We start from the raw sequence: 23903 nt of genomic DNA on the forward strand, positions 1-23903 counted from the left end.
GCCATGGGCCCGGGCGTGTATTAGGGGAGCAGGCTATGCCAGCGCAGGCATCTGGGACGAGCGCCCGCCAGGCCAGCACCCCCGACAGAGCGGGCACACAGGCGGGAACAACCACCGTGCTCGGCGCAGGCGGCAACGCCTCGGGCTCGCGCGCCTCCCTGCTGGCGCGGACGCCGCCCGCGGCGCTCTGGCTGGTCACGGGCGCGGCTGCGCTCGTGGCCGTCGTGTTCGCCGCGGCGCTGCTGCGCGACGGCGTCTCGCTCTCCCGTCTCGAGGCGGCCTCGCTCGCCGAGCGCGCGCCGCCGTCGAGCTCCGGCCTCCGGCGTCCGGTCGCGCCGCGCCCCTCCGATGCTGTCCCCGCCGACGAGCTCGCCACAGCGGCCGCGGGCGGCGTGCTCGCGCTGGAGGCGCTCGCCTCGCGCTACCCGAAGGATCCGGCGATCTTCCGCGCGCTGATGCTGCGCCACGCGCTCCCGCCGCCTTACCATGCCGCCGCGCTCGCCGCGGCGAAGCGGTTGCTGGAGCTCGATCCGGGGGCGGCGGCCGACGACGACGTGAAGCGCATCGTCTCGAGCGCCGCCGGCGGACCGCCCGAGGCGGCCTCGGCCGCGCTCGACCTGATGGCGAGCGGCATGGGGAGCCACGGGGCGGATCTGCTCTACGAGCTCGCGGTGGGCAGCTCCGCGCTGAAGGAGCGCGCCGCGAAGCGGCTCGCGGAGGCCGCGGTCCTGGGGCGGGCGACGCCCGCGCTGCGCATCGCCCACGAGCTCCGGATCGCGCCCTCCTGCAAGGCGAGGCAGGCCTTGCTGGCGCGCGCGACGACCGATGGCGATCGGCGCGCCGTCGATGTCCTCACGCCGCTCGTCACCAGCAAGGGCAAGGGCTGCGGCTTTCTGGGCATGAGCCGTTGCGCGGCGGCGTGCGCCTCGATCGCGGGAGAGATCAAGGCCGCGATCCAGGCGATCGAGGCGCGCACCGGGCCATCGCCCGGGGCGGCCGACTCGCCCGCGAGCCGATGACCGCGCCCGCGAGCCGATGACCGCGCCTGCGACCCGATCACCGCGCCTGCGAGCCGATCACCGCGCCTGCGAGCCCATCGTCTCACGCTCGAATCGATGACGTTGACCGAGGGTTGCGCAGGTGGGAGCCTTGCCATAATAGGGCTCAACTCATGTACGTTCCTGCTCAACCCTGGTCGCCGGATTCATGGCGTGAACGGTTCAACGCTGCGCCGCTCCCCTATGACGATCCCGACGCCGTCCAGGCGGCCGTCGAGAAGCTCCGGGCGCTACCGCCGCTCGTGACCTCGTGGGAGGTCGAGCGACTCAAAGGCTATCTGGCCGAAGCGCAGCTCGGCCGCCGGTTCGTGCTCCAGGGGGGAGACTGCGCGGAGACGCTCGACGACTGCCGCCCGAACATCGTCACGAACAAGCTCAAGATCCTGCTCCAGATGTCGCTCGTGCTGGTGCACGGCGCCCGCCGGCCGGTGGTGCGCCTCGGGCGCTTTGCCGGGCAGTACGCCAAGCCGCGCTCCAGCCCCGTCGAGACGCGCGATGGCGTGAGCTTGCCCAGCTATTTCGGGGATCTCATCAATCGCGCTCCCTTCGACGCCACCGCCCGGCGCCCCGAACCAAACCTGATGATCGCGGGATACCAGCACGCGGCGATCACCCTGAATTTCATCCGTTCCCTGTCGGAGGGCGGCTTCGCCGATCTGCATCACCCGGAGTACTGGGACCTGAGCTTCCTCGAGCGGGCGGATCTGCCCGGGGAGCTGCGCGAGCGATACCAGCGGATGACGGAGCAGGTCGGGGAGGCCCTTCGGTTCATGGAGGCGCTCGCGGAGGTGCCGGTCGGGGAGCTCTCGCGGGTCGAGTTCTTCACGAGCCATGAAGGGCTCAACCTGCACTACGAGTCCGCGCAGACGCGGAAGGTCGCGCGCCGGCCTGGCTTCTACGACCTGACGACCCACCTGCCCTGGATCGGCGAGCGCACGCGGCAGCCGGACGGCGCGCACGTCGAGTTCTTCAGCGGCGTGGAGAACCCGCTGGGCATCAAGCTCGGCCCGAAGACGCTCCGCGACGACGTGATCCGCCTCCTCGACCGGCTCAACCCGGCGGACGAGCCGGGCAAGATCGTGCTCATCGTGCGCATGGGCGCGGGCCGCGTGCGCGACGGGCTCCCGCCGCTCATCGAGGCGGTGCGGTCCGCGGGGCGCAAGGTGCTCTGGATGTCCGACCCGATGCACGGCAATACCCAGACGACGTCCAGCGGGATCAAGACACGGAATTTCGAGGATATCCTCACCGAGATCGAGGCGAGCTTCGAGGTGCACGAATCCATGGGATCCCACCTCGGCGGGGTCCACTTCGAGCTCACGGGCGACGATGTCACCGAGTGCGTCGGGGCGGGGCTCACGGAGTCCGATCTCGACCAGCGCTACGCCAGCCTGTGCGATCCGAGGCTGAACTACCGCCAGTCGCTCGAGATGGCGTTCCGCATCGCCCACCGCATGGCGGAGGCCTCCCGGCGCGCGAAGGGCTGAGTCGAGGGCAGGAGTCTCCTGCTGGCGTTCCGTCGAGGCTGCCCAATGAACACCCGCAGGGGGTATTCGCCATGCAGACCATCTCGACGGAACAGGGTGAGAGCCGACAGGGCGGAGAGCAAGCCGCGACGGATGCCTCGCACGAGTGTCCGCAGCGCTCCGGCGCCGGCCCTACGCTGCTCGAACATTTGCTGCCTGAGGCCGATATCGTCATGAACCACGCGATCGTGGTGATGGCGCCACCGGAGGTGACGTACGCCACGCTGAAGAGGGTGGATTTCGCGAGGAGCCGCTCTCTCTTGCTGCGCGCGGTCTTCGCGCTCCGCCTGGCCGCCGTGCGGCGCGCCCGGCGCAGGCTCCGCCTCGCGCCGCTCCCGGCGCGCGTGCGGATGTCGCTCCAGAACATCGAGGATTACGGCCAGTCGAGGCTTGCCGAAAAGGAGGGATCCGAGATCGTCATCGGCTCGATCGCGCGCCTGTTCAACGTGGAGAGCCTGTTCACGAGGCGGACCGCCGCCGAGTTCAAGTCGTTCGACTGCGCCGGTCACTTCAAGGCGGCGGCGAGCTTCGTCGTGATGCCCTACGGACACCGCCGGACGCTGCTCGCGTACGAGACGCGCATCCGCGCGACCGACACGCGGACGAGGCGGCGGCTGTTCCTCCTGGACGCGCTGACGGCGCCGCTCGGGAGGCTCGTCATGCGCCGGATGCTCCGCGTCGTCGCCAGGGTCGCCAAGTACCAGTGCGCGGCGCCGGCGCATCATCATCGCCAGCAGGCCATCTAGCGCGATCACTGGCGATCCGTCAGTTCAAGGCGTTCGATTGCCCCGGGCACATCAAGATGGCGGGGGGCTACATCGTTCAGGCCACGTAGTCCCCTCGGCGTGCCGGGCGCGGGCCCCCGGCCGCGCGCCGGCCACGAGCAGGCGCGCGCGGCTCGCGCCGCCGGGAGCGCTGCCGGGGCGCGCCTTGCGCCGCGGCCCTCGCTCGTGCACCCTGCGCGGCGAAGGAGGCCCGCCATGCACCCCATTGCATCGACGAGCCTCGGCCTGACGCGCCGCTGAGCGCGCCGACCAGGACGAGGCTCACATCCCCGAGCTCATCTCGCGTGTCGCTGGAACTGCGCGGCCGACGCGTAGGTGCGTCGCCGCGCCCTCGGGAGCATGGCATGGGCAAAGATCGATCGCGGAGCCGCGAACGCGCGCGCTCCGTCGTGGATGCAGGTTCGTTGTTCGGTGGGACGGCGGCGCGGAGCGCGCAGCGCAAGGAGCGCCAGCTCTGCCGTCAGGTGCAGGAGGCGGTGAGCGACGCGCTCGCCGCGCTCCGCGACGACGTCCTCCAGGACGTCTGGGTGATGGGTGTGGAGCCGGCGCCCGACGCCAGCCGGCTCGCGGTGCTCGTGCAGGTCAGGCCTGGCACGCCGCCGGAGGTGGCGGCGACGCGGCTGGAGAAGGTGGCGGGCTACGTGCGCGCGGAGGTCGCGGGGGCGATCACCCGCAAACGCGCGCCGACGCTCGCGTTTCAGGTGCTGCCGCCGGAGGGAGAGCCGTGAGCGCGCGCATCTCCGCGTGGCTCCCGGACGGCGCGAGCGCGGCGCTCGGCGCGTCGCTCTCGCGGCTCGCGCGCACCGACGACGTCGCGCACATCGCGGTCATGCCCGATGCGCACGTGGCCGACGACGTGTGCGTCGGCACGGTGACCGCCACGACACGTCGCCTCTTGCCGGCGGCGGTCGGCGGCGACATCGGCTGCGGCATGGTCGCGCTGCGGCTCCGCGCGGACGCCGATCTGCTCGCGGATCGCGATCGCGCGGCGCAGCTCCTCTCCGGGCTGTGCCGCCGCGTTCCGCACCTGCTGCGCCCGGCCACCGGCGCCCCGCCGCTGCCCGGCGATCTCGCCGAGGCGCGGCTCGGCGCGCCTCGCCTCGAGGCGATGAAGCACCGCGAGGGCCGGATGGAGCTGGGTACGCTCGGCCGGGGCAACCATTTCCTGGAGGTGCAGCGCGACGAGGAGGGCGCGCTGTGGCTGCTCCTCCACAGCGGCTCGCGCGCCATGGGCCCGGCGATCCGGCAGCACCACGAGGCGCTCGCGGCGCGGGATCCGTCGGGCGTCCGCTTCCTCGACGCCGACAGCGAGGCCGGGCGCGCGTACCTCGATGACGCAGCCTGGGCGGCGAGGTACGCGCGGGCGAGCCGCGCGCGGATGGTCAGCGAGGCCCTTTCGCTCTTCGCCGAGCTGTTCGGCGTCGACGCCGACGCGTCGTCGCGCGTCGAGATCGATCACAACCACGTCCGGCGCGAGGAGCACGGCGGACGCGCGCTGTGGGTGCACCGCAAGGGCGCCATGGGGCTCGCCGACGGGGAGCCCGGCGTCGTGCCCGGGTCGATGGGGAGCCCGAGCTTCCACGTCGAGGGGCGCGGCCACCCCGAGGCGCTCGGCTCGTCAGCGCACGGCGCCGGGCGCGCGCTGCCGCGGGGCGAGGCGCGCCGCCGCATCGGCGCGCGGCAGCTGCTGCGCGAGGCCGAGGGCGTGTGGTTCGATCACCGCATCGCGGACCGGCTGCGCGAGGAGGCGCCCTCGGCCTACAAGGACATCGGCGCGGTCATGCGGGCGCAACGCGACCTCGTGCGCGTCGTCCGCCGGCTCTGGCCGGTGCTCGTCTACAAGGCGCCATGAGCGGACCCGTCACGGCCGGTCGAGGGTGACGACGGGCGACGTCCACGTCTCCCAGTGCGCCTCGTTGTCCGGATCGCCGAGCGCCCGGAGCGCGCGGAGCTTGATCAGGTAATCCCCGTCCGGGACGACGGTGAGCCTCCCGTCGAGCTTCGTCGTGCCCTTCCATCCATACCGCGTGACCGCCGTCGCGGACGCGCTCTGACCGACGTGGGACAGCATCAGCGCGCGCCCCCACGGCTTCGCCGTGGCGGCGTCGACGATGTCCAGCGTCAGGATCTCCGCGCCGTGATCGAGGTGGACGACCACATACGGCGTGTCGTCCGACGCCAGCGTGTAGACCGCGCCGCGCGGCTGCTGGGTCAGGCGCGTCCCGCTCAGCTTGCCGAGCCACGGAGCCCCGAAACCCGACGGCTTGAGGAGGGGCAGGCTCTGGTAATCGCCCTTGAAGCCCGCATACGGCACCCGCAGCAGGCCGTCGGCCGCGCCGCCCCGCGGCGTGAACACGAGGTAGCCGCCGAACAGGCCGCCTTCCGCGAGCGCGTCGCTCGCCGTGACGGTGACGGAGACGGTCGCGCTCCCCGCGGCGGGCACCGTCACGCTCGGGGCGCTGAAATCGACGCGCGCGGCGCCGGTCGTGGCGCTCGCCGGCGCCCAGTGGTCGCCCCCGGTCGCGCACGCCGCGGGCGCGTGCGACAGGTCGTAGGTGACGTCGTGTCCGCTCGAGTTCTCGAGCGTCAGCGTGCGCGCGGCGGGGCCGGCCTCGCTCTCTCCCAGCGAGAGCTTTCCGGGGCTGATCACGGTGGTCGCGCGGATCGCCCGGTCGACGCGGATCACCCCTGCGCCCTGCCGGTGCGCGCTCTCCGGCACGCCGGCGCCCAGATCGCCGCTCCACGGCGCGGGGACCGCGGTGTTCTGGAGGACGTCGCGCACGCGCGCCGCGGACAGCTCCGGGCGCGCGGCGAGCAGGAGCGCGACGGCCCCGGCCACGTGCGGCGCCGCCATCGACGTCCCGCTGAGCGTGTCGTACGAACCTTGCTCGACAGGCACCGTCGAGTAGATCGTGCCGCCGGGCGCGGCGAGATCCGGCTTGAAGGACAGCGCCGCGCTCAGGCCGTGCGAGCTGAAGCGGGAGACGAGGCCCGCGGTGCTGTTCCGCGCGGCCACGGCCCGGTGGGTCCAGCTGTGGGTCACGGGCCCCGCGTCGAGGCGCGCGTTGAGGAGCTCGCCGTCGGCCTGCGCGATCCCCACGACCGGGATGGTGATCGGAACGTCGCCCTCCACGGACGGGCTCATCGCCCCGGACCGGTCGTTGTAGAACAGGACGGCGACGGCGCCCGCGGCCTGCGCGTGCGCGGCCTTCTGGTGGAACGAGCAGCCGCCGCGCCGGACGAGCGCGATCTGGCGCGCCAGGCTGCCGGCGGGGAGCTCGGCGCACGCGTCGCCGGCGCTGGTGGTCGTCCCCGTGCGCGCGAGGGCGGCGCTCCCCGAGAGCGGCGCGGGCGGGCTCCCGGCGCCGCGGGTGTAGCCGATCACGGCGTTGCCCGGCGCGACGGTGAACGACAGGGTGGTGACGCGCGTGCTGTCGACGGAGGCAGTGCCGATGACCGCCTCACCCACGCCGGGCGCGCCCGCGGCCCAGAGCCCCTTCTCACCGCTGTTGCCGATCGACGCGACGACCACGACACCGCGCTCGACGAGCGCGCTCGCCGCCGTCGCCGTCGGGTAGTCAGGCCACTGGAACGGCGTTCCGATGCTGATGTTGATGACGTGCATGCCGTCGCTGGCAGCCCGCTCCATCGCCTTGAGGATGATGTCGGCGCGCGAGCCGCCGCGGCAGCCGAACACGCGGTAAGCGCCGAAGGTCACGTCCGGGGCCACGCCCTGCACGACCCCGTTCGCCCCGATGATGCCCGCGACGTGCGTGCCATGACCCAGGCAATCGTCCGGCTCTCCGTCGGGCACGGGCGGCTTGGTCGCGTCACCGGCGACGAAATCGTCGCCGACGAAATCGTAGCCAAACGCCACGCGGCAGCCCGGGCCGAAGCAGCCTCCGAGATCGGGGTGATGGTAGTCGATGCCGCTGTCGATCACGCCGACGCGGATGTCCTCGCCGGTCACGCCGAGCTCTCGGCGCACGACGTCGGCGCCCGACATCTCGCCTGCGACGGCGAGGTCCGGGTCGACCGTCGGCGCGGCGCGCGTGGTGTCGAGCTCCACCGGCACCACGGGATAGACGGCCTTGACCCCGGGCATGTCCACGAGCGCAGCCGAGCTCTCCGCTGCGACCCGGACGGAGAGGCCGTTCCAGAGCTCCTCGAACGAGAATCGTTGTTTGTACCGGAGCCCGCGCGCCGCGGCAGCTCGCCGGAAGAGCTCCTGCTCCTCCTCGATAAGGCCCTTGACGCGGGCGCCCCCGATGCCCCTCGCGGCCGGTGCTCGCTCGAACTCCACGAACCAGAGCTCCGTGGCCTCCTCCGGCGCGAACGTCGCTTCGCCTGGCTCCGAGTCGTCCGGAGGGACAGTGTCCTGGCCCGCCTCCTTGTCTCCAGTCTCTCCGCTGCACCCTGAAATGGCGAACCAGAGAGATGCCAGAACGAGCCGACAACCACCGCACCTCACACGCCCCTTCCCGCGCGCTCCGATCATCGATTCAGCTATGTTCGATGACGCGAATCGGTCAAGCGTGAGCGGTGCGAGAACGGAGGGCGGCGCGCGCCACGGATCGTCATTGTCGCAGACCATGGAAGAGTGGTTGTTTCAGACCAGCCGCCCTTTCGGGTCGGGCATAACGAGAGTTGCGCTGTGCGGCCCTGCCACGCGCGGCGGCGCGGCGGCGCGGCGGCGCGGCGGCCACGGAGCCCAGGGCGCCCTCGAGAGGTCGTTATCTCGCGATGTCGTCGCTGTCCTGCCATGCCGCGACGTACGAGCTCGTCGCGCTCGGGACGCCGCATCGGCCTCCGGCGGCGCGGGTACGGCCCCGGACGTTGCCGGTCCTCGAGCGCTCGACTAGCGTGGCGCGGCTCTCCGGCGCGGGCGGCGCCGGGGCTCGGATGCACGATGACGGTCCTCGAGCGCGCCTTGTTCTCCTTGCACCATCGCCTGGTCCACGTGCCGCGCGTGGGCCGCGTCGCGCGGGCGCTCGCCGCGCAGGTGGGCCCCGCGGCGTCGCTGCTCGACGTGGGCGCGGGCGACGGCACGGTCGCGCTGGAGGTCGCGCGCCTGGTCGGGGCGCTCCGCGTCGTCGGCGTGGACGTGAAGACACGTCCCGGGGCGGCGCTGCCGGTCATCGGCTATGACGGCGAGCGCCTCCCCTTCCCTGACGCGGCGTTCGAGGCGGTGCTCCTCTCCGACGTGCTGCACCACGCTGCGCGCCCCGGCGCGCTGCTCGCCGAGGCGCTCCGGGTCGCGTCGCGCGTCGTCGCGCTCAAGGATCACTTCCGGTTCGGCCCGGGCTCGGAGCGCGTGCTGCTCTGGATGGATCTCGCCGGCAACGCCGCGCCGGGCGTCGAGGTCCGGGGCACGTACTTCACGCCGGGCGAGCTCGTCGCGCTCGTGCGCGGCGCGGGCGGCCGCATCACCCGCCTCGAGTGGCCGCTCCGGATCCACGATCTGCCGTTCCGCCTCGTGACCCAGGATCGCCTCCAGTTCGCGGCGCGGATCGAGCGCCTGGCCGCGGGAAGCGCGGGAATCACGCGAGGCGCGCGATGACGGAGCTCAGGTCGTTCGTCGTCGGCGGCGCAGGGTTCATCGGGAGCCACCTTACCGATCGCCTGGTCGAGCGCGGCCCCGTGACGATCTACGATAACCTCTCTGTCGGGCGCCGCGCGTTCGTGGCGTCGCACCTCGCCTCCGGGCGCGCGACGCTCGTCGAGGCCGACGCCCTCGACCTGGAGCGGCTCACCGAGGCCATGGCGGGCCACGACCTCGTCGTCCACCTCGCGGCGAACCCCGAGGCGCGCTGGGGGCTCGAGCGGACGCGGCTCGACCTCGATCAGGGCACCATCGCGACGTACAACGTGCTCGAGGCGATGCGACGGACGGCCGTCAGACAGCTGATCTTCTCGTCCTCCGGGACGGTCTACGGCGACACCGCGCGTCGGTGCGCGGAGGGCGATCTCGGCGCCCTGCCCATCTCGCTCTACGGCGCGAGCAAGCTCGCGGGCGAGGCGCTCATCAGCGCCTACGTCGAGTGCTTCGGCCTCACGGCGTGGATCTACCGCTTCGGCAACGTCGTCGGGCCGCGCGGGACGCACGGCGCGGCGCTCGATTTCCTGAAGAAGCTGCGCGAGCGGCGGACGGAGCTCGAGGTGCTCGGCGACGGGCGCCAGTCGAAGCCGTACCTCGATGTCCGGGACTGCGCGGAGGGGATCCTGTTCGGCTTCGACCAGGCCAGGGAGCGGCTCAACATCCACAACCTCGCGCCCGAGGACGCGACGAGCGTCTCGCGCATCGCGGAGCTGTGCGTGGCGGCGTCGCCCTATCCGGACGCGGTGATCCGGTATCAGGGAGGCGAGCGCGGCTGGCCTGGCGACGTGCCGCGATCGCGGATGGATCCTGGCAAGCTGGCGGCGCTGGGCTTCCGGGTGCGCCACACGAGCGACGAGGCGGTCCGGATCGCGGTGGAGGCGCTGGCGAGCGAGGTGTTCGGGGGCGAGCTGGCGCGACGAGCGCAGTGAGCGCGCCGTCGACGCGGCCGCCGCCGCGCGGGTCGGCCGCGGTGGTAGAGTCCGCGCATGTCTGAGCTCACCCTCTACCTCGGGAACAGGACCTATTCATCGTGGTCGCTCCGGGCCTGGCTCGTCCTGAAGCAGGCTGGCGCCGATTTCGAAGAGGTGGTGATCCCTCTCCAGGGGCCCGGCACGCGCACCCTGGAGATCCAGCGTTACTCTCCGTCGGGCAAGGTGCCGGCCTTGCAGCACGGGGCGCTCACGATCTGGGAGTCGCTCGCGATCGCCGAGTACGCGGCGGAGCTCTTCCCCGCGGCGACGCTCTGGCCGGAGGCGCGCGACGCGCGCGCCGTCGCGCGATCCGTGAGCGCCGAGATGGCGAGCAGCTTCACCGCGCTCCGCACCGCGCTGCCGATGAACGTGCGGCGGAAGATCCAGGGCGTGGCGCTCACCGACGCGGCGTCGCAGGACATCGCGCGCGTCCAGGCGATATGGAACGACTGCCGATCGCGCTTTGGCCAGGGAGGCGAGTTCCTGTTCGGGCGCTTCAGCGTGGCGGACGCCATGTACGCGCCGGTCGCGACGCGGTTCGACACGTACGGCGTCGAGCTCGACGCGGTCTCCCGGCGCTACGTGGCGTCGATCCTCGGGCTGCCCGCGATGCAGGCGTGGATCGCGAAGGCCAAGGAGGAGCCGCACATCATCGAGGAGTACGAGGCCATCGGCGTCGTGGGCGTGTAACACGTGAACAAGTAACACGTAAGTAGAGGCGAGCGCGGCCCACGCCGCGCTCGGGATCATCGACGGCGCCGCACCGCGAGGCGGCGGCCGGCGACGGAAAGCGCTGGACGGGGACATGCCGCACGAACTCGATCTTATCCTCACGATCACGGGCGGGCTCACCGGAGCCCTGGCGCTCGGCTTCGTCACCCAGCGCCTAAGGCTGTCCCCCATCGTGGGCTACCTGCTGGCCGGCATCCTCGTCGGCCCCTTCACCCCGGGGTTCGTGGCGGACAAGCGGCTCGCGGACCAGCTCGCGGAGATCGGGGTCATCCTGCTGATGTTCGGGGTCGGCCTGCAGTTCCACGTCCGCGAGCTCCTCGCCGTGCGCAAGGTCGCCGTGCCCGGCGCCCTCATCCAGATCGCGGTCGCCACGGCGCTCGGCGCCCTGGTCGGCCGCGCCGCGGGCTGGACGTGGGGCGCGGCGGTCGTCTTCGGCGTCGCCATCTCGGTGGCGAGCACCGTCGTGCTCACGCGGGTCCTCAGCGACAACGACGTCCTGCACACCCCCGCTGGCCACCTCGCCATCGGCTGGCTCGTGCTCGAGGACGTCTTCACCGTGCTGGTGCTCGTGCTGCTCCCCGCCGTGATGGGCGAAGCCGCGGGCGCGGGCGCGGCGGGCGTCGCCGTGTCCGTGGGGATCGCGGTCCTGAAGCTCTCCGGGCTCGTGGCGTTCATCTTCATCGTCGGACAGCGCGTCATCCCCGGGCTGCTGGGGTACGTGGCGAAGACCGGCTCGCGGGAGCTCTTCACGCTGACGGTGCTCGTCGTCGCGCTCGGCGTCGCCGTGGGCTCCGCCATGCTCTTCGGATCGTCGATGGCGCTCGGCGCCTTCCTCGGCGGCCTGGTCGTCGGCCAGTCCGACTTCAGCTCGCGCGCCGCGTCGGAGGCGCTCCCGATGCGCGACGCGTTCGCCGTGCTGTTCTTCGTCTCGGTGGGGATGCACCTCGACCCGGCGCAGCTCGCCGTGGGCTGGCAGCTGGCCGCGGGGACGCTCGCGGTCGTGCTGATCGGCAAGCCGCTCGCGGCGCTCGCGGTGACGGTGCTGCTCCGCCGCCCCCTCCAGACCGCCTTCGCCGTGGCCCTCTCGCTCGCGCAGATCGGGGAGTTCTCGTTCATCCTCGCGGCGCTCGGCAAGAAGCTCGGCGTCCTGCCGGTCGAGGCCGAGCAGACGCTCGTCGTCGCCGCCATCGTGTCGATCACGCTGAACCCGGTGCTCTTCGGCTTCCGCGATCGCCTCGCGCGGTCGACGTCCGCGCTCTTCCAGCAGCGCGACGCCGCCCTCGCGGAGGCCGAGGCCGCTTCGCTGGACGAGCACGCCCACCGCACCGTCGTGGTGGGCTACGGCCCTGTCGGGAAGACGCTGACGCGGCTGCTCCGTGAGAACGGCATCGCGCCGACCGTCGTCGAGCTGAACCTCGACACGGTGAAGCAGCTGCAGGACCAGGGCATCCGCGCGATCTACGGCGACGCCACGCAGCGGGAGATCCTCGAGCGGGCCGGGGTCGGGACGGCGGACAGCCTGCTGTTCACGGCGGCCGGCGCGCCCGGGGACGGGGTGATCGAGCAGGCGAAGGGCGTGAACCCGCGGCTGTTCGTCCTCGCCCGCGCCTTCTACCTGCGCGAGGTGACCGCGCTGAAGAAGGCGGGCGCGGACGTCGTGGTGACCGGCGAGGCGGAGGTCGCCTTCTCGATGACCGAGCGCCTCCTCGTGCGGCTGGGCGCGACGTCCGAGCAGCTCGAGCGCGAGCGCGATCGCGTCCGGAGCGAGCTCTTCGGCAGCGGCTCACCGGGGCCTCGCCCCGCCGCGCACGACGCCTGACCTCGCGGCGGGCATGCGCCGCGCCCCGTGGCCCCGGCGCTCCCGAGCGGGGCGCAGGTTCACTTCAACTTGCCGAGCCAGCTCACCCCGCCCACGACCAGCGTGAGCCCGACGACCTGCTGCCACGTGGCCGGCTCGCCCAGGATGACCCACGAGAAAGCGATCGTGAGCACCGGGCCCAGCGTCGAGAACGTCGCCGCGCGGCCCGCGCCGAGCCGCCGGATGGCGGCGGCGAGCAGCACGATGGGCAGCACCGTGCTGATCGTCGCCATCGCCGCCGCGTACCCCCATACCGACGCCGGGAGCTCGCCCAGCCTGACCGGGCTCCCCGCCGCCGCGTAGTGCGCGAGCACCATCAGGCACGATGCCGCCCCGCAGTACGCGGCGAGGCGCGTCGAGCCGACCCTGGAGGCGAGCTTGCCCACGCCGAGGTAATAGAGCGCGTAGGTCACCGAGCTCGCGAACACCCACGCTCCGCCGATGGCGACGGCCCGCACGTCCCCGGATTGCTCGAGATCGTGCCAGACGGCCGCCCCGAGCCCGAGATAACACACGGCGAGCGCTCCCCAGGCCTTGCCGTGCACCGGCTGCTTCAGCCACACCGCGCCGATCAGGAGGACGAGCGTCGGATACACGAACAGGATCAGCCGCTCGAGGCCGGTGCTGATGTACGTGAGCCCGATGAAGTCGAACAGGCTGGAGAGGTAATATCCGATGAACCCGACGATCAGCACACCTCCCCAGAGGCGAGGCGTCAGGGGCCCTTCGGCAGCGCCGCGCTCCCTCCGGGCGAGCCACAGGAAGAACGGCAGCGCGATGCCCATCCGCAGCGCGAGCAGCGTCACCGCGTCGACGGGGTGCGCGGCGTAGGCGAGCTTCACGAAGATCGCCTTGAGCGCGAACGTCGCCGCCGAGAGGACGGCGAACGTCCGGCCGTCGTCGAGGAGGCCAGTCCGGATCTCGCCCGTCAACGCGCCCACGCTCTCATGAGGGGACATCCCATCTGCTTCTCTGCTCTTCACCAGGCTCGCTCCACCAGGGGATCGGACATCGTCGCCGACAGCCCGCCTCCGGGCCGGCGCGCTCCTCCGCGGGAGGCGCGCCGGCATGGCGCGCCGGAGCGCGCGTTTGCCACCGCACGAGGCTGCCTCGGGGTGAGGCGGGCACATTTCACGTAGAGGACGATCTCCTGCTTGGGTAGCGGTCTCGACCACTCGGGCGCTGGCCTCCCGGGACGCCAGATCGCGCCGCGCTCCCCGGGAGCCTTGGGCTAAGCTCCCGTCTCCCATGACGTCTCCTGCTGGCCCAGGCACCGCCGCGCGCGCTCAGGGCGGCGGCGCGCTCGCCTCGTCCGGCGCGCCGCCCGCGCCCCCCGTGAAGCGGCCGCGCGCGCCGATCGCGCAGGAGCCCTCCGGCGTCCAACAGCTCGGCGGCTCGTTCCTCGAGATCGCCGCCACGGTGGGCGGCATGGCCGTGCTCGCGGGCAAGATCGCGGCGCGCGTGGCCACGCTCCGCGTCGACGGCGCCGAGTTCATGCGCAACCTCTACCGGATGGGCGTCAAGTCGATGCCCATCGTCGTCGTGACCGCCCTCTTCACCGGCGCGATCATGGTCATCCAGGCGGCGCCGCTGGTCGAGCGCTTCGGCGCGCACGGCCTGCTCGGCTGGGGCGCCGGCTTCGGCACGCTCCGCGAGATCGCCCCGCTGCTCACGGCGCTCATGATCAACGGCCGCGTCGGCGCCAACAACACCGCCGAGCTCGGCACCATGGTCGTCACCGAGCAGATCGACGCCCTCCGCGTCCTCGCGATCGACCCGGTGAGCTTCCTCATCGCCCCGCGCTTCCTCGCGATGGTGCTGACGCTGCTCCTCTCGGTGATCTTCGCCGACGCGCTCGCCCTGCTCGGCGCCGCGCTGACCGGCGACCTCCTCCTCGGCGTCGCCCCGGCCGTCTTCTACAACGGCCTCACGAGCGGGCTCCTCGACATCGGCGACGTCATGAGCGGCCTCGTCAAGAGCGTCGTCTTCGGCGTCGTGCTCGCGCTCTCGAGCTGCCAGTACGGCCTCGGCGTGACCGGCGGCGCGCCCGGCGTCGGCCGCGCCGTCAACGCGACCGTCGTCGCCTCGGCCGCCGGCATCTTCATCCTCGACTACTTCGTCTCCTTCACGCTCGACTGATCGGCGGCGCCGCGCATGCCCTCCCCGGACAAGAGCTCCTCCGACCGCCCGAGCGCCGGCCCGCCCTCGAGCGAGCTCAGGGATCTCGCGCCGGAGGCGTCCGGCGTCGCCGCGATCGGCGCCGCCGCGCTGTCCCTCTTCCAGTCGGCGCGCGAGCTCTACTCGGTATTTGTGAGGACGCTTTACTACTGCGCGAAGGGGCGCCGCGAGCCGGGCGCGGTGCTCCAGCAGATGTACGAGATCGGCAACAAATCGCTGTTCTTCCTGACGGTCGTGATGGGCTTCATCGGGATGATCATGGTCTTCCAGGCCGGCCAGCAGGCGAAGCGGGTCATCCCGGATCTGACCATGCTCGGCGCGACGTACCTCGAGCTGCTCGTCCGCGATCTCGCCGCGTCGATCGCCGCGCTGATGCTCGCCACGCGGGTCGGCGCGGGCATCGCCGCCGAGATCGGCTCGATGGTGGTGACCGAGCAGGTCGACGCGCTCCGCATGTGCGCGGCCGATCCGATCGACTACCTCATCAAGCCGCGGTTCATCGCGAGCCTCCTCATGACCACGTGCCTCATCGTCTGGAGCGCCGCGGTCTCCTTCACCACCGGGATGGTCACCGCGTACAGCATGTTCGATGTCAGCCCCGAGACGTTCATGAACGTCAGCCTCGTCGACGCGGGTGATCTCGCGACCGGCCTCGCGAAGTGCGTGGCCTACGGCGCCGCGATCCCGGTGGTCTCCGGCCACTCCGGGCTGTCGACCTTCGGCGGCAGCGAGGGCGTGGGCTGGGCGACGACGCGCGCGGTCGTGAACTCCTCGCTCGCGGTCATCGTGCTCAACATGCTGATCTCGGCGGCCGCTTTCATGATCTTCCGCTAGGCGAGCGGCGCCGCCGCGCCGCGCCCGCGCCTCACTCGATCGGCCCCTCGGCGCTGCCGGTGATGAACTGCTGCACGACCGGATCCGGCGAGCCCTGGAACGCCGCGCGATCTCCGAGCAGGCGCACCAGACCTTGATAGAGCATGACGATGCGGTCGGCGATCGTGAAGATGCTCACGAGGTCGTGGCTCACGACGATGCTCGTCACGCCGAGCGTGTCGCTGAGCTCGCGGATCAGCTTGTCGACGCGCCGCGCGCTCACCGGATCGAGGCTCGTGGTCGGCTCGTCGAAGAGCACGTAGCGCGGGTCGAGCGTGAGCGCGCGGGCGATGGCGACGCGCTTGCGCATCCCGTCGCCGAGCTCCGGCGGGAAGCGGTCCCCGAACTCGCGCATATGCACCTGCTCGAGCCGCCGCCGCGCCTCCGCGAGCGCCTCCTTCGGCCTGAGCCCCTTGTGCTTGCGGAGCGGGAGCGCGACGTTCTCGGCGCACGTCATCGAGTCGAACAGCGTCGAGTGCTGGAACACCATCGCGCACTTCATCCTCACCGGGTACATCCGGGCCTCGTCGAAGCGGCTCACTTCCTCTCCGTCCAGCCAGATCTCCCCGCCGTCCGGATAGAGCAGCCCCACGAGGTGCTTGATGAGCACGCTCTTCCCGACCCCCGACTGCCCGATGATGAAGAACACCTCGCCGTCCTCGACGTCGAACGAGACATCCTTGAGGACATCTTTGGGGCCAAAGGATTTTCGGACATTTCGGAACGAAATCATCGGGACCTGGCAATTCCGGGAAGACTCGAGAGAAGCGAGACAGGCGAGAGAAGCGAGAGAAGAAGCGAGAAGCGCGGTTGCGTCAAAGCAATGGCTGCGCGAAGCGTCACGCGGCCCGCTCTAATATCGCGCTGCGGCAGGTGGATCCTGGCCTATTTCCCTCACCCGGCCGCCGCCAGATCGGAGAAGATAACGAACTCATGGCAAGCCCGCGATCGATCGAGGTCAAGGTCGGGATCCTCATCCTGACGGCGCTCGGGCTCCTCGCCACGTTCATCCTCGTGATGGGCGGGGTCAACTTCCAGCCGAAGTACTCGATCTACGTCGAGTTCGACAACCCGGGCGGCCTCCAGACCGGGGCGCCGGTGAAGATCGCCGGCGTGGAGGTCGGCAAGCTGAGCGAGATCCAGTTCAGCGGCGGCAAGCTCGGCAAGGACGGCAAGCGCGAGCCGCTCGTGCGGATCCAGCTGCGCCTCGAGGAACGCTACCAGCAGAGCATCCACGACAACGCCACGTTTTACGTCACCACGCAGGGCGTGCTCGGCGAGCAGTTCCTCGCCATCGAGCCGGGCTCGACCGATCGGCCGGTGATCCCGCCGAACGCCGTCGTCCGGGGGCTCGATCCGCCGCGCCTCGACATGCTGCTCGCCGAGGGCTACGAGCTCCTGCACGCGACGGTCTCGGCGATGCGCGAGCACCGCGAAGAGGTCGGTGAGGCGTTCGACGGGCTCCGGAAGACGCTGAAGGGCACCGGCGACTTCATGCACCGAAACCAGGATCGGCTCGATCGCATCGCCGAGAACGTCGAGCAGATGAGCGTCGACGGCACCGATCTCGTGAAAGACGCCCGGCAGCGGTACGTGAACAACCCGCAGATCGACCGCATCCTCGCGAACACCGATCAGCTGACCGGGACGGCCGCGCGCGATCTGCCGCCGCTCATGGCGGACGCGCGCGAGACGCTGGCGAACGCGCGCCGCCTCTCGACGACCGTCGGCGGCGAGACCGAGCAGGTCAAGATCAGGAAGACGCTCGACGACATCGCCGAGATCGCGGGCAGGGCGAGGGCCGCGACCGCCGACGCCCAGGCGGTCCTCGCCCACGTGAAGCGCGGCAAGGGGACCGTCGGCGCGCTCGTGATGGATGAGCAACTGTTCGACGACCTGCAGGAGCTCGCGCGAGACCTCAAGCACAACCCCTGGAAGTTCTTCTGGCGCGAGTGATCGGCGCCGCGCGCGTCCTGCGAGGGCGCGCGACCGCGCCCCGCGCGCCGGGCGGATGACCCGGGCGTGAGCGCGATGTACGTCCGTGGGCCGTCGGGTCCCCGCCGGCGCTGACGGCCGCTCAGGCCAGCTTGACCAGCGGGGCGCCTTCCGTGACGGCGGCCCCCTCGGTGATGAGGATCTCCTCGACCGTGCCCTCTTCCTCGGCCTCGACGGGCATCTCCATCTTCATGGACTCGAGGATGACGACGACGGTCCCCTCTTCGACCCTGTCGCCCAGCTTGACCTCGATCTTCCAGACCGTACCGGTGATGTGCGCCTTGATGAGCTTCGCCATGGGCGCCCGACGCTACCGGAGAGCCACCGAGAATCCAACGGGGCCGTGGTGAGCGACGGGTGCCCGTCCTCGGGCGGTCCCTTCTCCATCATGCCCTGGGCGCCCTCCGCACCGGACCAGTTCGTCCGGCGACGGCGCAGGCGCGCGCTGACAACCGGGGGGAACGGAGGTGAACCAAGGAGGACCAAGGAGAAGAGAACCGAGGGCACCCGAGATGACCGCGGTGACCGAGGTGACTGAGGTGACCGAGGTGACCGAGGTGAAGACGTGGAGGTGAGGTGGAAGGGACGGAGCGCAACGATTTCCGCTGGTACCTGCGGTGCACCACGGCGATACTCTGGCTGGCGGCTCCGCGGCCCCTCGACATCACGAGGGTCGTGGCGTTCGCGAATAATTGCGTCAAAGCCGCTCTGCGGGTCAGAATCGTCCTGCTCGGTGGCCCTCCGAGGGCGACCTGCAGGTCCCCGCACCGCCCCTTGGTAGCCAAACCGCACGCGCTCGATTGAAGGAGCCACGAGGTCATGTCGGAACAGAAGGAAAGCTCGGTCCTGTTCTCGCTCAAGGAGCTGATGAACCTCGAGGAGGATCGCATCAAGAGCGAAGAGGCCCAGAAGGCCGCCGCCGCCGCCGCCGCCGAGAAGGCGCGCGTCGAGGCGGAGCGCGCCGCGCGCGATGCCGAGGAGCAGCGCATCCGCACCGAGGAGGAGCGTCGTCGCAACGAGGAGCGCCGGTCCCGCGAGGAGGCGGCGCGGCTCGAGGCGATCCGGCAGGCCGAGATCGAGAAGGCGCGCGTCGAGGCCGAGCAGAAGGCGCGGCTCGAGGCGATGGCCGCGCAGCAGCACCACGAGCGCTCGCTCGCTGCGCTGCAGCAGGACGAAGGGAAGAAGAAGCTGCGCAAGCTCCTCATCGGCGGCGCCATCGCGAGCGTGCTGGTGATCGGCATCGTCACGGTCGTCGCCGTCGACTCGGCGCAGAAGAACGAGGCGCGCATCCAGGCCGAGGCCGCGAGGGCCCGCGAGCTCGAGGAGGCGAACAAGCGCCTCGAGGCGCAGTTCAAGGAGTCCGAGGGCAAGATGGCCGGGCTGCGCGATCAGCTCGCGACCGCCAAGGACGAGGCGACGCGCCTCGCCCTGCAGAAGCAGCTCGAGGCCGAGCAGCAGAAGCAGGAGCAGCTGCGCCGCGGCGGCGGCGGACGCCCGGCCGCGGGCGGCGCGCCAGCGAGCGGCGGCGGCGCCAAGGCGCCCTGCAACTGCGCCCCTGGCGATCCGCTCTGCAGCTGCCTCTGACGCGGAACGGGGTCCCTGAATGGCTAACCACAGCTCCGTCAGGCAGAGAACGAGCCTCGGCAGCGGCTCGCTCGACGAGGCGCGCCGCAGGCTCGTCTTCCCGCTCGACTACGCGAACCTCGACGAGGCCAGGGCGGCGGCGACCCGCATCGCCCCCTCGATCGGCGTGCTCAAGGTCGGTCTGGAGCTGTTCGTCCGCGAGGGGCCGAGGGCGGTCGAGATGGGCAAGTCGCTCGGGCTCGACGTCTTCCTCGATCTGAAGCTGCACGACATCCCCGAGACGGTGGCGCGGGCGGTGGCGGGCGCCGCCGCGCTCGGGGTCCGGTACCTGACGGTGCACGCGGCAGGCGGCGTCGAGATGCTGAGGCGCGCGGCCAGCGAGGCGGCGCGCTCTCAGGACATGATCCTGCTCGCCGTCACCGTGCTCACGTCGCTCGACGACGGCGATCTCGCCGCGCAGGGCGTGCAGGGGAGCGCGTCCGAGCACGTGGTCCGGCTGGCGCAGCTCGCGCGCGGCGCGGGCGTCCACGGGTTCGTCGCCTCGCCGCACGAGGTCCCCGCGCTGCGGGAGGCGCTCGGGCGGGGCGAGCTCATCGTGACGCCGGGCATCCGCCTCGGTGCAGGCGAAGGCAGCGCACAAGGCGATGATCAGAAGCGCATCGCCACGCCCTCGGCCGCGATATCGGCCGGCGCAGATCTCCTCGTGGTCGGCCGGCCGATCCGCGACGCGGCCGATCCGCTCGCCACGGCGCGCTCGATCGTCCAGGAGATCGCGCACACTCTCCATCCTCCGCGCCCGTGAGCCGCCTCGTTTACGGTCTCCAGCCGGTTCGTGAGGCGATCCGCGCGCACGGCGCGCACGTCGGATGGGTCCTCGTCCAGCGCGACGGCGGCCCGAAGCTCGACGCGCTCGCGCGCCTCGCGGAGGGCCAGGGCATCCCGACCGAGCGCGCGCCCCGCAACGAGCTCGATCGCCGCAGCGCCGGCGGGCGCCATCAGGGGGCCGTGGCCTCGGCGCCCGAGCTCCGGATCGTCGGTGTCGACGAGATCCCGGTCGTCGAGGAGGGCCAGCCCGGCGCCGGCACGATCACGATGGCGCTCGACGGCGTCATGGACCCGCAGAACTTCGGCGCGGTGATCCGCAGCGCTGTCGCCCTGGGCGCCCGGGCCATCCTGTGGCCCGAGCACAGCTCGGCGCCGCTCACCCCGGCGACCTTCCGGGCGTCCGCGGGCGCGATCGAGCACGCGAGGCTGTGCCGCGTCCCCTCGTTGCCCGACGCCCTCGAGGCGCTCGCCGCCCGAGGCGTCGCCGCGATAGCGCTCGACGCCCAGGGTCCGGTGGAGCTCGGCGAGCTGCCCCTGACCGGCCCTGTCGCGATCGTCATCGGCGCCGAGGACAAGGGCACGCGCCGCTCGGTCCGCCGCGTCTGCCAGCACGTCGCCCGGCTCCCCATGACCGGCCCCATCTCCTCGCTGAACGCCTCGGTCGCAGGGGCGATCGCGCTCTACGAAGTCGTCCGGCAGCGCCGCGCATCGAACGCGTAGCCGGACAGCGCGCTCGGCCTCTCGCGGCGCGCCGCCCAGGTCCGGTCACCGGCACGCTCGCGCGCCGCGACGTGGCCTGGCAGCACCACCGCGCGTCGAGCGCGAGCTCATCCGAGAGCTGGCCTGGACGGCCCTCGATCGATGCGTCCGGAGCCGGCGTATTCGCGCGCCGCGAGGTCGCCGGGCAGCGCCGCAGGTCGACTTGTTACATCAACAAAATTTACAATAAATTCAAATAGATACAAGCAAAACCTGAAGCAGAATCGAGCACCCTGTCGAACGCTGAACAGGCTCACAGCGAGACGACCGATTCGATCCATTCAATGGATCGACCTAAAGAATCCACAGCCCCCCCAAAAAGCTCAATCGCTACGAATAGATACCCCTGTGGACTCATCCTTCTCTGCGCGCTTATCCGGAATGGCTCGAGGGATGGTTCAAGAATCGACGGGTTCCCGGTAAGCGACGGGATCGGCTCAGCTTCCGGCTCGAAGCGATCGCAGGCGGGAGAGCACGCGGGCCACGCGGCGCGTGGCCTCGACGAGGTCGGCCTCGGTCGTGTCCTCGCCGATCGAGAAGCGCACGGCGGACGCTGCGCGCTCTGGCCCGAGCATCGCCGTGAGGACGGGGGAAGGCTCGGCGGTCCCGGCGCTGCAGGCCGATCCGCTGGACACGGCGACGCCCTCCAGGTCGAGCGCGGCGCAGAGCTCGTCGCCGCGCCAGCCGGGCCAGGAGAGGTTCGTGATGTGGGGAGCGCGGTCGTCGTCCCCGTTGCGGATCGGCGCGGCGCCGGCCGCGCGCCCGATCTCGACGAGCTCGGCCTCGAGGCGATCGCGGAGCGGCGCGAGCGCTGCGTAGCGGGCAGGACCGCCGATCGCGCGCCGGGCGGCCACGGCAAAGCCAGCCGCGGCGAGCGGGTCCTGCGTCCCGGGCCGCAGCCCGCGCTCCTGAGCGCCTCCGAGCAGGACGGGCCGGAGCCGGATGCCCGGCCGGACCGCGAGGGCGCCGATCCCCTTCGGCCCGCGGATCTTGTGGGCCGCGATCGACGCGAGATCCGCCCCGGCCCACGCCTCCGGCGGGAGGCGTCCCACCGCCTGGACGGCGTCCACATGGAGGCGCGCCCCGCGGGCGTGGACGATCGCCGCCGCCTCGGCGATCGGCTGGATGATCCCCGTCTCGTGGTTCACCGCCTGGAGGCTCACGAGCCGCACGGGCGCGACGGCCGCCGCTCGATCCAAGGCGGCAGCGATCGCCTCCGGCGCGACCCGGCCGGACGGCTCGGGATCGATCCACGCGACGTGTATGCCGCGGCCGGCGAGCGCCTCGGCGGCGCGGGTCACCGACGGGTGCTCGATCCGCGAGACGACGAGCGCCCCGGATCGCTCGTCGAACGCGTGGCAGAGCGCGAGGTTGTTGGCCTCGGTGCCGCCCGAGGTGAGGATCACGTCGCGCGCGTCGAAGCCCGTCAGCCGGGCGACCGCCTCCCGCGCCTGCTCGATGAACGCGCGCGCCCGACGCCCGGGTCCGTGGACGCTCGCGGGGTTGGCCCAGGCCACCTCCGCCGCGGACTGCATCGCGGCCAGGACCTCGGGGTGCGGCGGCGTCGTGGCGTTCCAGTCGAGGTAGATGGCGCGAGCGGCCGGGTGCATCAGATGGACGACGAGGGATCGGGAGGCGACGAGGGCGGGCCGAGCCGTCCGGGGGAGCTGCCGTCGTCCTGGAAGGGCGCTCGCCGGGCGACCGTCAGGTAGAACGCGGCCCCGGTCAGCGTCTCCCCCTCGATGATCTCGTTGCCGGGAGACGCGACGCGCACGTCGCCGCCGAGCCCACGGGCGGTGCGCCGCGCGATCGCGAGCCCGACGCCGACGCCGCCGTAGGCGCGCGTGGCCGAGCCGTCGACCTGATAGAACGGCTCGAAGATGCGCGACTGGCGGTCCGCCTTGACCCCGGGCCCGCTGTCGGCGACGCAGAGCTCGTAGTGCCCCGACTGGAGCACGGTGACCCGCACGCCCGCGGTGCCGCCGGCCGGCGTGAACTTCGCCGCGTTCTCGAACAGCTGGATCATCGCCCGCTGCAGGCGTCCTGCGTCGCCCCACGCGGGGAGCGGGCCGCGCGGCAGATCCTCGACGAGCTGGACCTTCCCCTCGGCGAAGCGGTCGGCGACCTGGGCGAGGGCGCGCCGGGTGGTGTCGAGGAAGTCGTACTCGGAGTGCATGAAGCGCATCCGGCCCGTCTCGATGCCGGTGACGTCGAGGAGGTTGTCGATGAGCGAGCGGAGCCTGCGGACGCAGTCCTCCATCGCGAGGAGCGCCTTCTTCTGCGCCTTGTTGAGCGGGCCGAGCTCCTCATCGGCGAGCAGCTTCACGTACCCGACGATCGGGGTCATCGGGGTCGCGAGCTCGTGGGAGATGTTGCGGTAGAACTCGGTGCGCGCGGCGTCGAGCTCGCGGAGCCGGGCGTTGGCGCGCGAGAGCTCGGCCACCTTCTGCTCCAGATGAGCGACGATGCGCTGGCTCTGCTCGCGCAGCCGGAGCGGCCCCTGGGACGCGGGGAGCTCCTCGCGCGCGCCGCTGAGGTAGCGGGCGATGATCGACGGGAAGGAGCGCGCGTCGATCGGCTTCTGGAGGAAGCCGTCACAGCCGACGGCGAGGCTCGTGTCCCGGTCGCCCTCCGCGGTGATCGCCACGATGGGGACGCCGGCGAGCGACGCCTCGCCGCGCAGGCGCAGGGTGACCTCGAACCCATCGAGGCCTGGGATGTTCAGGTCGACGAGGACGAGGTCGGGGTGCTGCGTACAGGCGAGACGTACCCCCTCGAGCCCGTCGGCGGCCTCTAGGACCTCGTAGCCCGCGTTCTGGAGCAGCTTGCGGACGAGCAGGCGGTTCGCGGGATCGTCCTCGATGTGAAGGATCTTCGACATGGGCTCTGCGTGCGCATAGTAGTCGCGATCGTGGGGGTTCAGGCACGTTCTGCGCGAACTTCCACCGCCTGCCCAGGCTGCGCGGGCGCGCCCAGCGCCGGGGTCGTCCGCCCGGAGCGCTCGTTTGCGGTGCGGGTTGCCTGGCGCGCGCCGAGCGGGTTGCCTGGCTCGCGCCGAGCGGGTTGCCTGGCTCGCGCCGAGCGGGTTGCCTGGCTCGCGCCGAGCGGGTTGCCTGGCTCGCGCCGAGCGGGTTGCCTGGCTCGCGCCGAGCGGGTTGCC

Annotated in this window: 21 protein-coding genes; 15 read left to right on the forward strand and 6 right to left on the reverse strand. The window is 71.8% G+C overall.

Translation table 11 applies throughout. The features are described 5' to 3' along the window. Positions 1-116: 116 nt before the first annotated feature. From WMF45_RS20865 to WMF45_RS20885, 5 genes are all read left to right on the forward strand, one after another. Positions 117-1019, forward strand: a complete 903-nt coding sequence (locus tag WMF45_RS20865) for a hypothetical protein (RefSeq protein WP_437718631.1) — start codon at positions 117-119, stop codon at positions 1017-1019. A gap of 152 nt (positions 1020-1171) precedes the next feature. Then, positions 1172-2545 (forward strand): 3-deoxy-7-phosphoheptulonate synthase class II, encoded by a 1374-nt coding sequence (locus tag WMF45_RS20870; protein ID WP_437718632.1) that lies wholly within the window; start codon positions 1172-1174, stop codon positions 2543-2545. 212 nt (positions 2546-2757) lie between these two features. Next, the gene (locus WMF45_RS20875; protein ID WP_437718633.1) at positions 2758-3330 is read left to right on the forward strand and encodes a hypothetical protein; all 573 of its coding nucleotides are present in this window, start codon (positions 2758-2760) and stop codon (positions 3328-3330) included. Between the two features lie 443 nt (positions 3331-3773). Then, on the forward strand, positions 3774-4097 hold the full coding sequence (locus WMF45_RS20880) for a ribosome-binding factor A (protein WP_437718634.1): 324 nt from the start codon (positions 3774-3776) through the stop codon (positions 4095-4097). Further along, positions 4094-5221, forward strand: a complete 1128-nt coding sequence (locus WMF45_RS20885; protein WP_437718635.1) for an RtcB family protein — start codon at positions 4094-4096, stop codon at positions 5219-5221. The genes WMF45_RS20880 and WMF45_RS20885 overlap by 4 nt, the downstream gene beginning before the upstream one ends. Positions 5222-5230: 9 nt before the next feature. Here WMF45_RS20885 and WMF45_RS20890 read toward each other — a convergent pair whose 3' ends face one another. Continuing rightward, positions 5231-7867 carry a S8 family serine peptidase gene (locus WMF45_RS20890; protein WP_437718636.1) on the reverse strand — a complete coding sequence of 879 codons (2637 nt, stop codon included), beginning with the start codon at positions 7865-7867 and terminating at the stop codon, positions 5231-5233. A gap of 411 nt (positions 7868-8278) precedes the next feature. On the opposite strand from WMF45_RS20890, the gene WMF45_RS20895 reads away from it, so the two are divergent. The 4 genes from WMF45_RS20895 (at position 8279) to WMF45_RS20910 (ending at position 12490) form a co-directional block, all read left to right on the forward strand. Continuing rightward, positions 8279-8929, forward strand: a complete 651-nt coding sequence (locus WMF45_RS20895; RefSeq protein WP_437718637.1) for a class I SAM-dependent methyltransferase — start codon at positions 8279-8281, stop codon at positions 8927-8929. Next, entirely contained in the window at positions 8926-9897 is a 972-nt protein-coding gene (locus tag WMF45_RS20900) for an NAD-dependent epimerase/dehydratase family protein (protein ID WP_437718638.1), read from the forward strand. Before WMF45_RS20895 ends, WMF45_RS20900 begins: the two co-directional genes overlap by 4 nt. 57 nt (positions 9898-9954) lie before the next feature. Then, positions 9955-10629 carry a glutathione S-transferase family protein gene (locus WMF45_RS20905; protein WP_437718639.1) on the forward strand — a complete coding sequence of 225 codons (675 nt, stop codon included), beginning with the start codon at positions 9955-9957 and terminating at the stop codon, positions 10627-10629. A gap of 115 nt (positions 10630-10744) precedes the next feature. Further along, a complete protein-coding gene (locus WMF45_RS20910) occupies positions 10745-12490 on the forward strand; it encodes a cation:proton antiporter (protein WP_437718640.1) in 1746 nt (581 codons plus the stop codon). 59 nt (positions 12491-12549) lie between these two features. Here WMF45_RS20910 and WMF45_RS20915 read toward each other — a convergent pair whose 3' ends face one another. Continuing rightward, on the reverse strand, positions 12550-13488 hold the full coding sequence (locus WMF45_RS20915; RefSeq protein WP_437718641.1) for a DMT family transporter: 939 nt from the start codon (positions 13486-13488) through the stop codon (positions 12550-12552). Between the two features lie 289 nt (positions 13489-13777). On the opposite strand from WMF45_RS20915, the gene WMF45_RS20920 reads away from it, so the two are divergent. Continuing rightward, positions 13778-14668, forward strand: coding sequence for an MlaE family ABC transporter permease (locus tag WMF45_RS20920; protein WP_437718642.1), 891 nt, complete (start codon positions 13778-13780; stop codon positions 14666-14668). Between the two features lie 15 nt (positions 14669-14683). After that, entirely contained in the window at positions 14684-15541 is an 858-nt protein-coding gene (locus WMF45_RS20925) for an MlaE family ABC transporter permease (RefSeq protein WP_437718643.1), read from the forward strand. A 31-nt stretch (positions 15542-15572) separates the two neighbouring features. Here the strand turns inward: WMF45_RS20925 and WMF45_RS20930 are convergent, their stop codons facing one another. Further along, positions 15573-16313 (reverse strand): ABC transporter ATP-binding protein, encoded by a 741-nt coding sequence (locus tag WMF45_RS20930; protein WP_272099386.1) that lies wholly within the window; start codon positions 16311-16313, stop codon positions 15573-15575. Between the two features lie 200 nt (positions 16314-16513). Between WMF45_RS20930 and WMF45_RS20935 the strand changes: the two genes are divergently transcribed. Continuing rightward, positions 16514-17536, forward strand: a complete 1023-nt coding sequence (locus WMF45_RS20935) for an MlaD family protein (RefSeq protein ID WP_437718644.1) — start codon at positions 16514-16516, stop codon at positions 17534-17536. 121 nt (positions 17537-17657) lie between these two features. On the opposite strand, the gene WMF45_RS20940 is transcribed toward WMF45_RS20935, so the two are convergent. Further along, on the reverse strand, positions 17658-17873 hold the full coding sequence (locus tag WMF45_RS20940; RefSeq protein WP_437718645.1) for an acetyl-CoA carboxylase biotin carboxyl carrier protein subunit: 216 nt from the start codon (positions 17871-17873) through the stop codon (positions 17658-17660). Between the two features lie 521 nt (positions 17874-18394). On the opposite strand from WMF45_RS20940, the gene WMF45_RS20945 reads away from it, so the two are divergent. Genes WMF45_RS20945 through WMF45_RS20955 form a run of 3 tightly spaced genes read left to right on the forward strand, consistent with a single transcriptional unit; the run spans position 18395 to position 20704 of the window. Then, positions 18395-19159 (forward strand): hypothetical protein, encoded by a 765-nt coding sequence (locus tag WMF45_RS20945; protein WP_437554078.1) that lies wholly within the window; start codon positions 18395-18397, stop codon positions 19157-19159. 19 nt (positions 19160-19178) lie between these two features. Further along, positions 19179-19961 (forward strand): orotidine-5'-phosphate decarboxylase, encoded by a 783-nt coding sequence (gene pyrF, locus WMF45_RS20950; RefSeq protein ID WP_437718646.1) that lies wholly within the window; start codon positions 19179-19181, stop codon positions 19959-19961. Further along, the gene (locus WMF45_RS20955; protein ID WP_437718647.1) at positions 19958-20704 is read left to right on the forward strand and encodes a TrmH family RNA methyltransferase; all 747 of its coding nucleotides are present in this window, start codon (positions 19958-19960) and stop codon (positions 20702-20704) included. Before pyrF ends, WMF45_RS20955 begins: the two co-directional genes overlap by 4 nt. Positions 20705-21180: 476 nt before the next feature. Here WMF45_RS20955 and WMF45_RS20960 read toward each other — a convergent pair whose 3' ends face one another. Both WMF45_RS20960 and WMF45_RS20965 read right to left on the reverse strand, forming a co-directional pair. Further along, on the reverse strand, positions 21181-22353 hold the full coding sequence (locus WMF45_RS20960; RefSeq protein ID WP_437718648.1) for a cysteine desulfurase family protein: 1173 nt from the start codon (positions 22351-22353) through the stop codon (positions 21181-21183). Continuing rightward, complete coding sequence (locus tag WMF45_RS20965) at positions 22353-23624, reverse strand: hybrid sensor histidine kinase/response regulator (protein ID WP_437718649.1); 1272 nt, start codon at positions 23622-23624, stop codon at positions 22353-22355. Before WMF45_RS20965 ends, WMF45_RS20960 begins: the two co-directional genes overlap by 1 nt. Positions 23625-23903 lie beyond the last annotated feature (279 nt).

It is taken from the genome of Sorangium sp. So ce448, from assembly GCF_051520915.1.
GTDB classification, from domain to species: Bacteria; Myxococcota_A; Polyangia; order Polyangiales; family Polyangiaceae; genus Sorangium; species Sorangium cellulosum_B.

Coding starts and splice junctions, on each gene's coding strand:
- WMF45_RS20870 (WP_437718632.1), top strand. CDS start 1,172: ATGTACGTTCCTGCTCAACCCTGGTCGCCGGATTCATGGCGTGAACGG.
- WMF45_RS20875 (WP_437718633.1), top strand. CDS start 2,758: ATGAACCACGCGATCGTGGTGATGGCGCCACCGGAGGTGACGTACGCC.
- WMF45_RS20890 (WP_437718636.1), bottom strand. CDS start 7,867: ATGATCGGAGCGCGCGGGAAGGGGCGTGTGAGGTGCGGTGGTTGTCGG.
- WMF45_RS20895 (WP_437718637.1), top strand. CDS start 8,279: ATGACGGTCCTCGAGCGCGCCTTGTTCTCCTTGCACCATCGCCTGGTC.
- WMF45_RS20900 (WP_437718638.1), top strand. CDS start 8,926: ATGACGGAGCTCAGGTCGTTCGTCGTCGGCGGCGCAGGGTTCATCGGG.
- WMF45_RS20905 (WP_437718639.1), top strand. CDS start 9,955: ATGTCTGAGCTCACCCTCTACCTCGGGAACAGGACCTATTCATCGTGG.
- WMF45_RS20910 (WP_437718640.1), top strand. CDS start 10,745: ATGCCGCACGAACTCGATCTTATCCTCACGATCACGGGCGGGCTCACC.
- WMF45_RS20915 (WP_437718641.1), bottom strand. CDS start 13,488: ATGTCCCCTCATGAGAGCGTGGGCGCGTTGACGGGCGAGATCCGGACT.
- WMF45_RS20920 (WP_437718642.1), top strand. CDS start 13,778: ATGACGTCTCCTGCTGGCCCAGGCACCGCCGCGCGCGCTCAGGGCGGC.
- WMF45_RS20925 (WP_437718643.1), top strand. CDS start 14,684: ATGCCCTCCCCGGACAAGAGCTCCTCCGACCGCCCGAGCGCCGGCCCG.
- WMF45_RS20930 (WP_272099386.1), bottom strand. CDS start 16,313: ATGATTTCGTTCCGAAATGTCCGAAAATCCTTTGGCCCCAAAGATGTC.
- WMF45_RS20935 (WP_437718644.1), top strand. CDS start 16,514: ATGGCAAGCCCGCGATCGATCGAGGTCAAGGTCGGGATCCTCATCCTG.
- WMF45_RS20940 (WP_437718645.1), bottom strand. CDS start 17,873: ATGGCGAAGCTCATCAAGGCGCACATCACCGGTACGGTCTGGAAGATC.
- WMF45_RS20945 (WP_437554078.1), top strand. CDS start 18,395: ATGTCGGAACAGAAGGAAAGCTCGGTCCTGTTCTCGCTCAAGGAGCTG.
- pyrF (WP_437718646.1), top strand. CDS start 19,179: ATGGCTAACCACAGCTCCGTCAGGCAGAGAACGAGCCTCGGCAGCGGC.
- WMF45_RS20960 (WP_437718648.1), bottom strand. CDS start 22,353: ATGCACCCGGCCGCTCGCGCCATCTACCTCGACTGGAACGCCACGACG.
- WMF45_RS20965 (WP_437718649.1), bottom strand. CDS start 23,624: ATGTCGAAGATCCTTCACATCGAGGACGATCCCGCGAACCGCCTGCTC.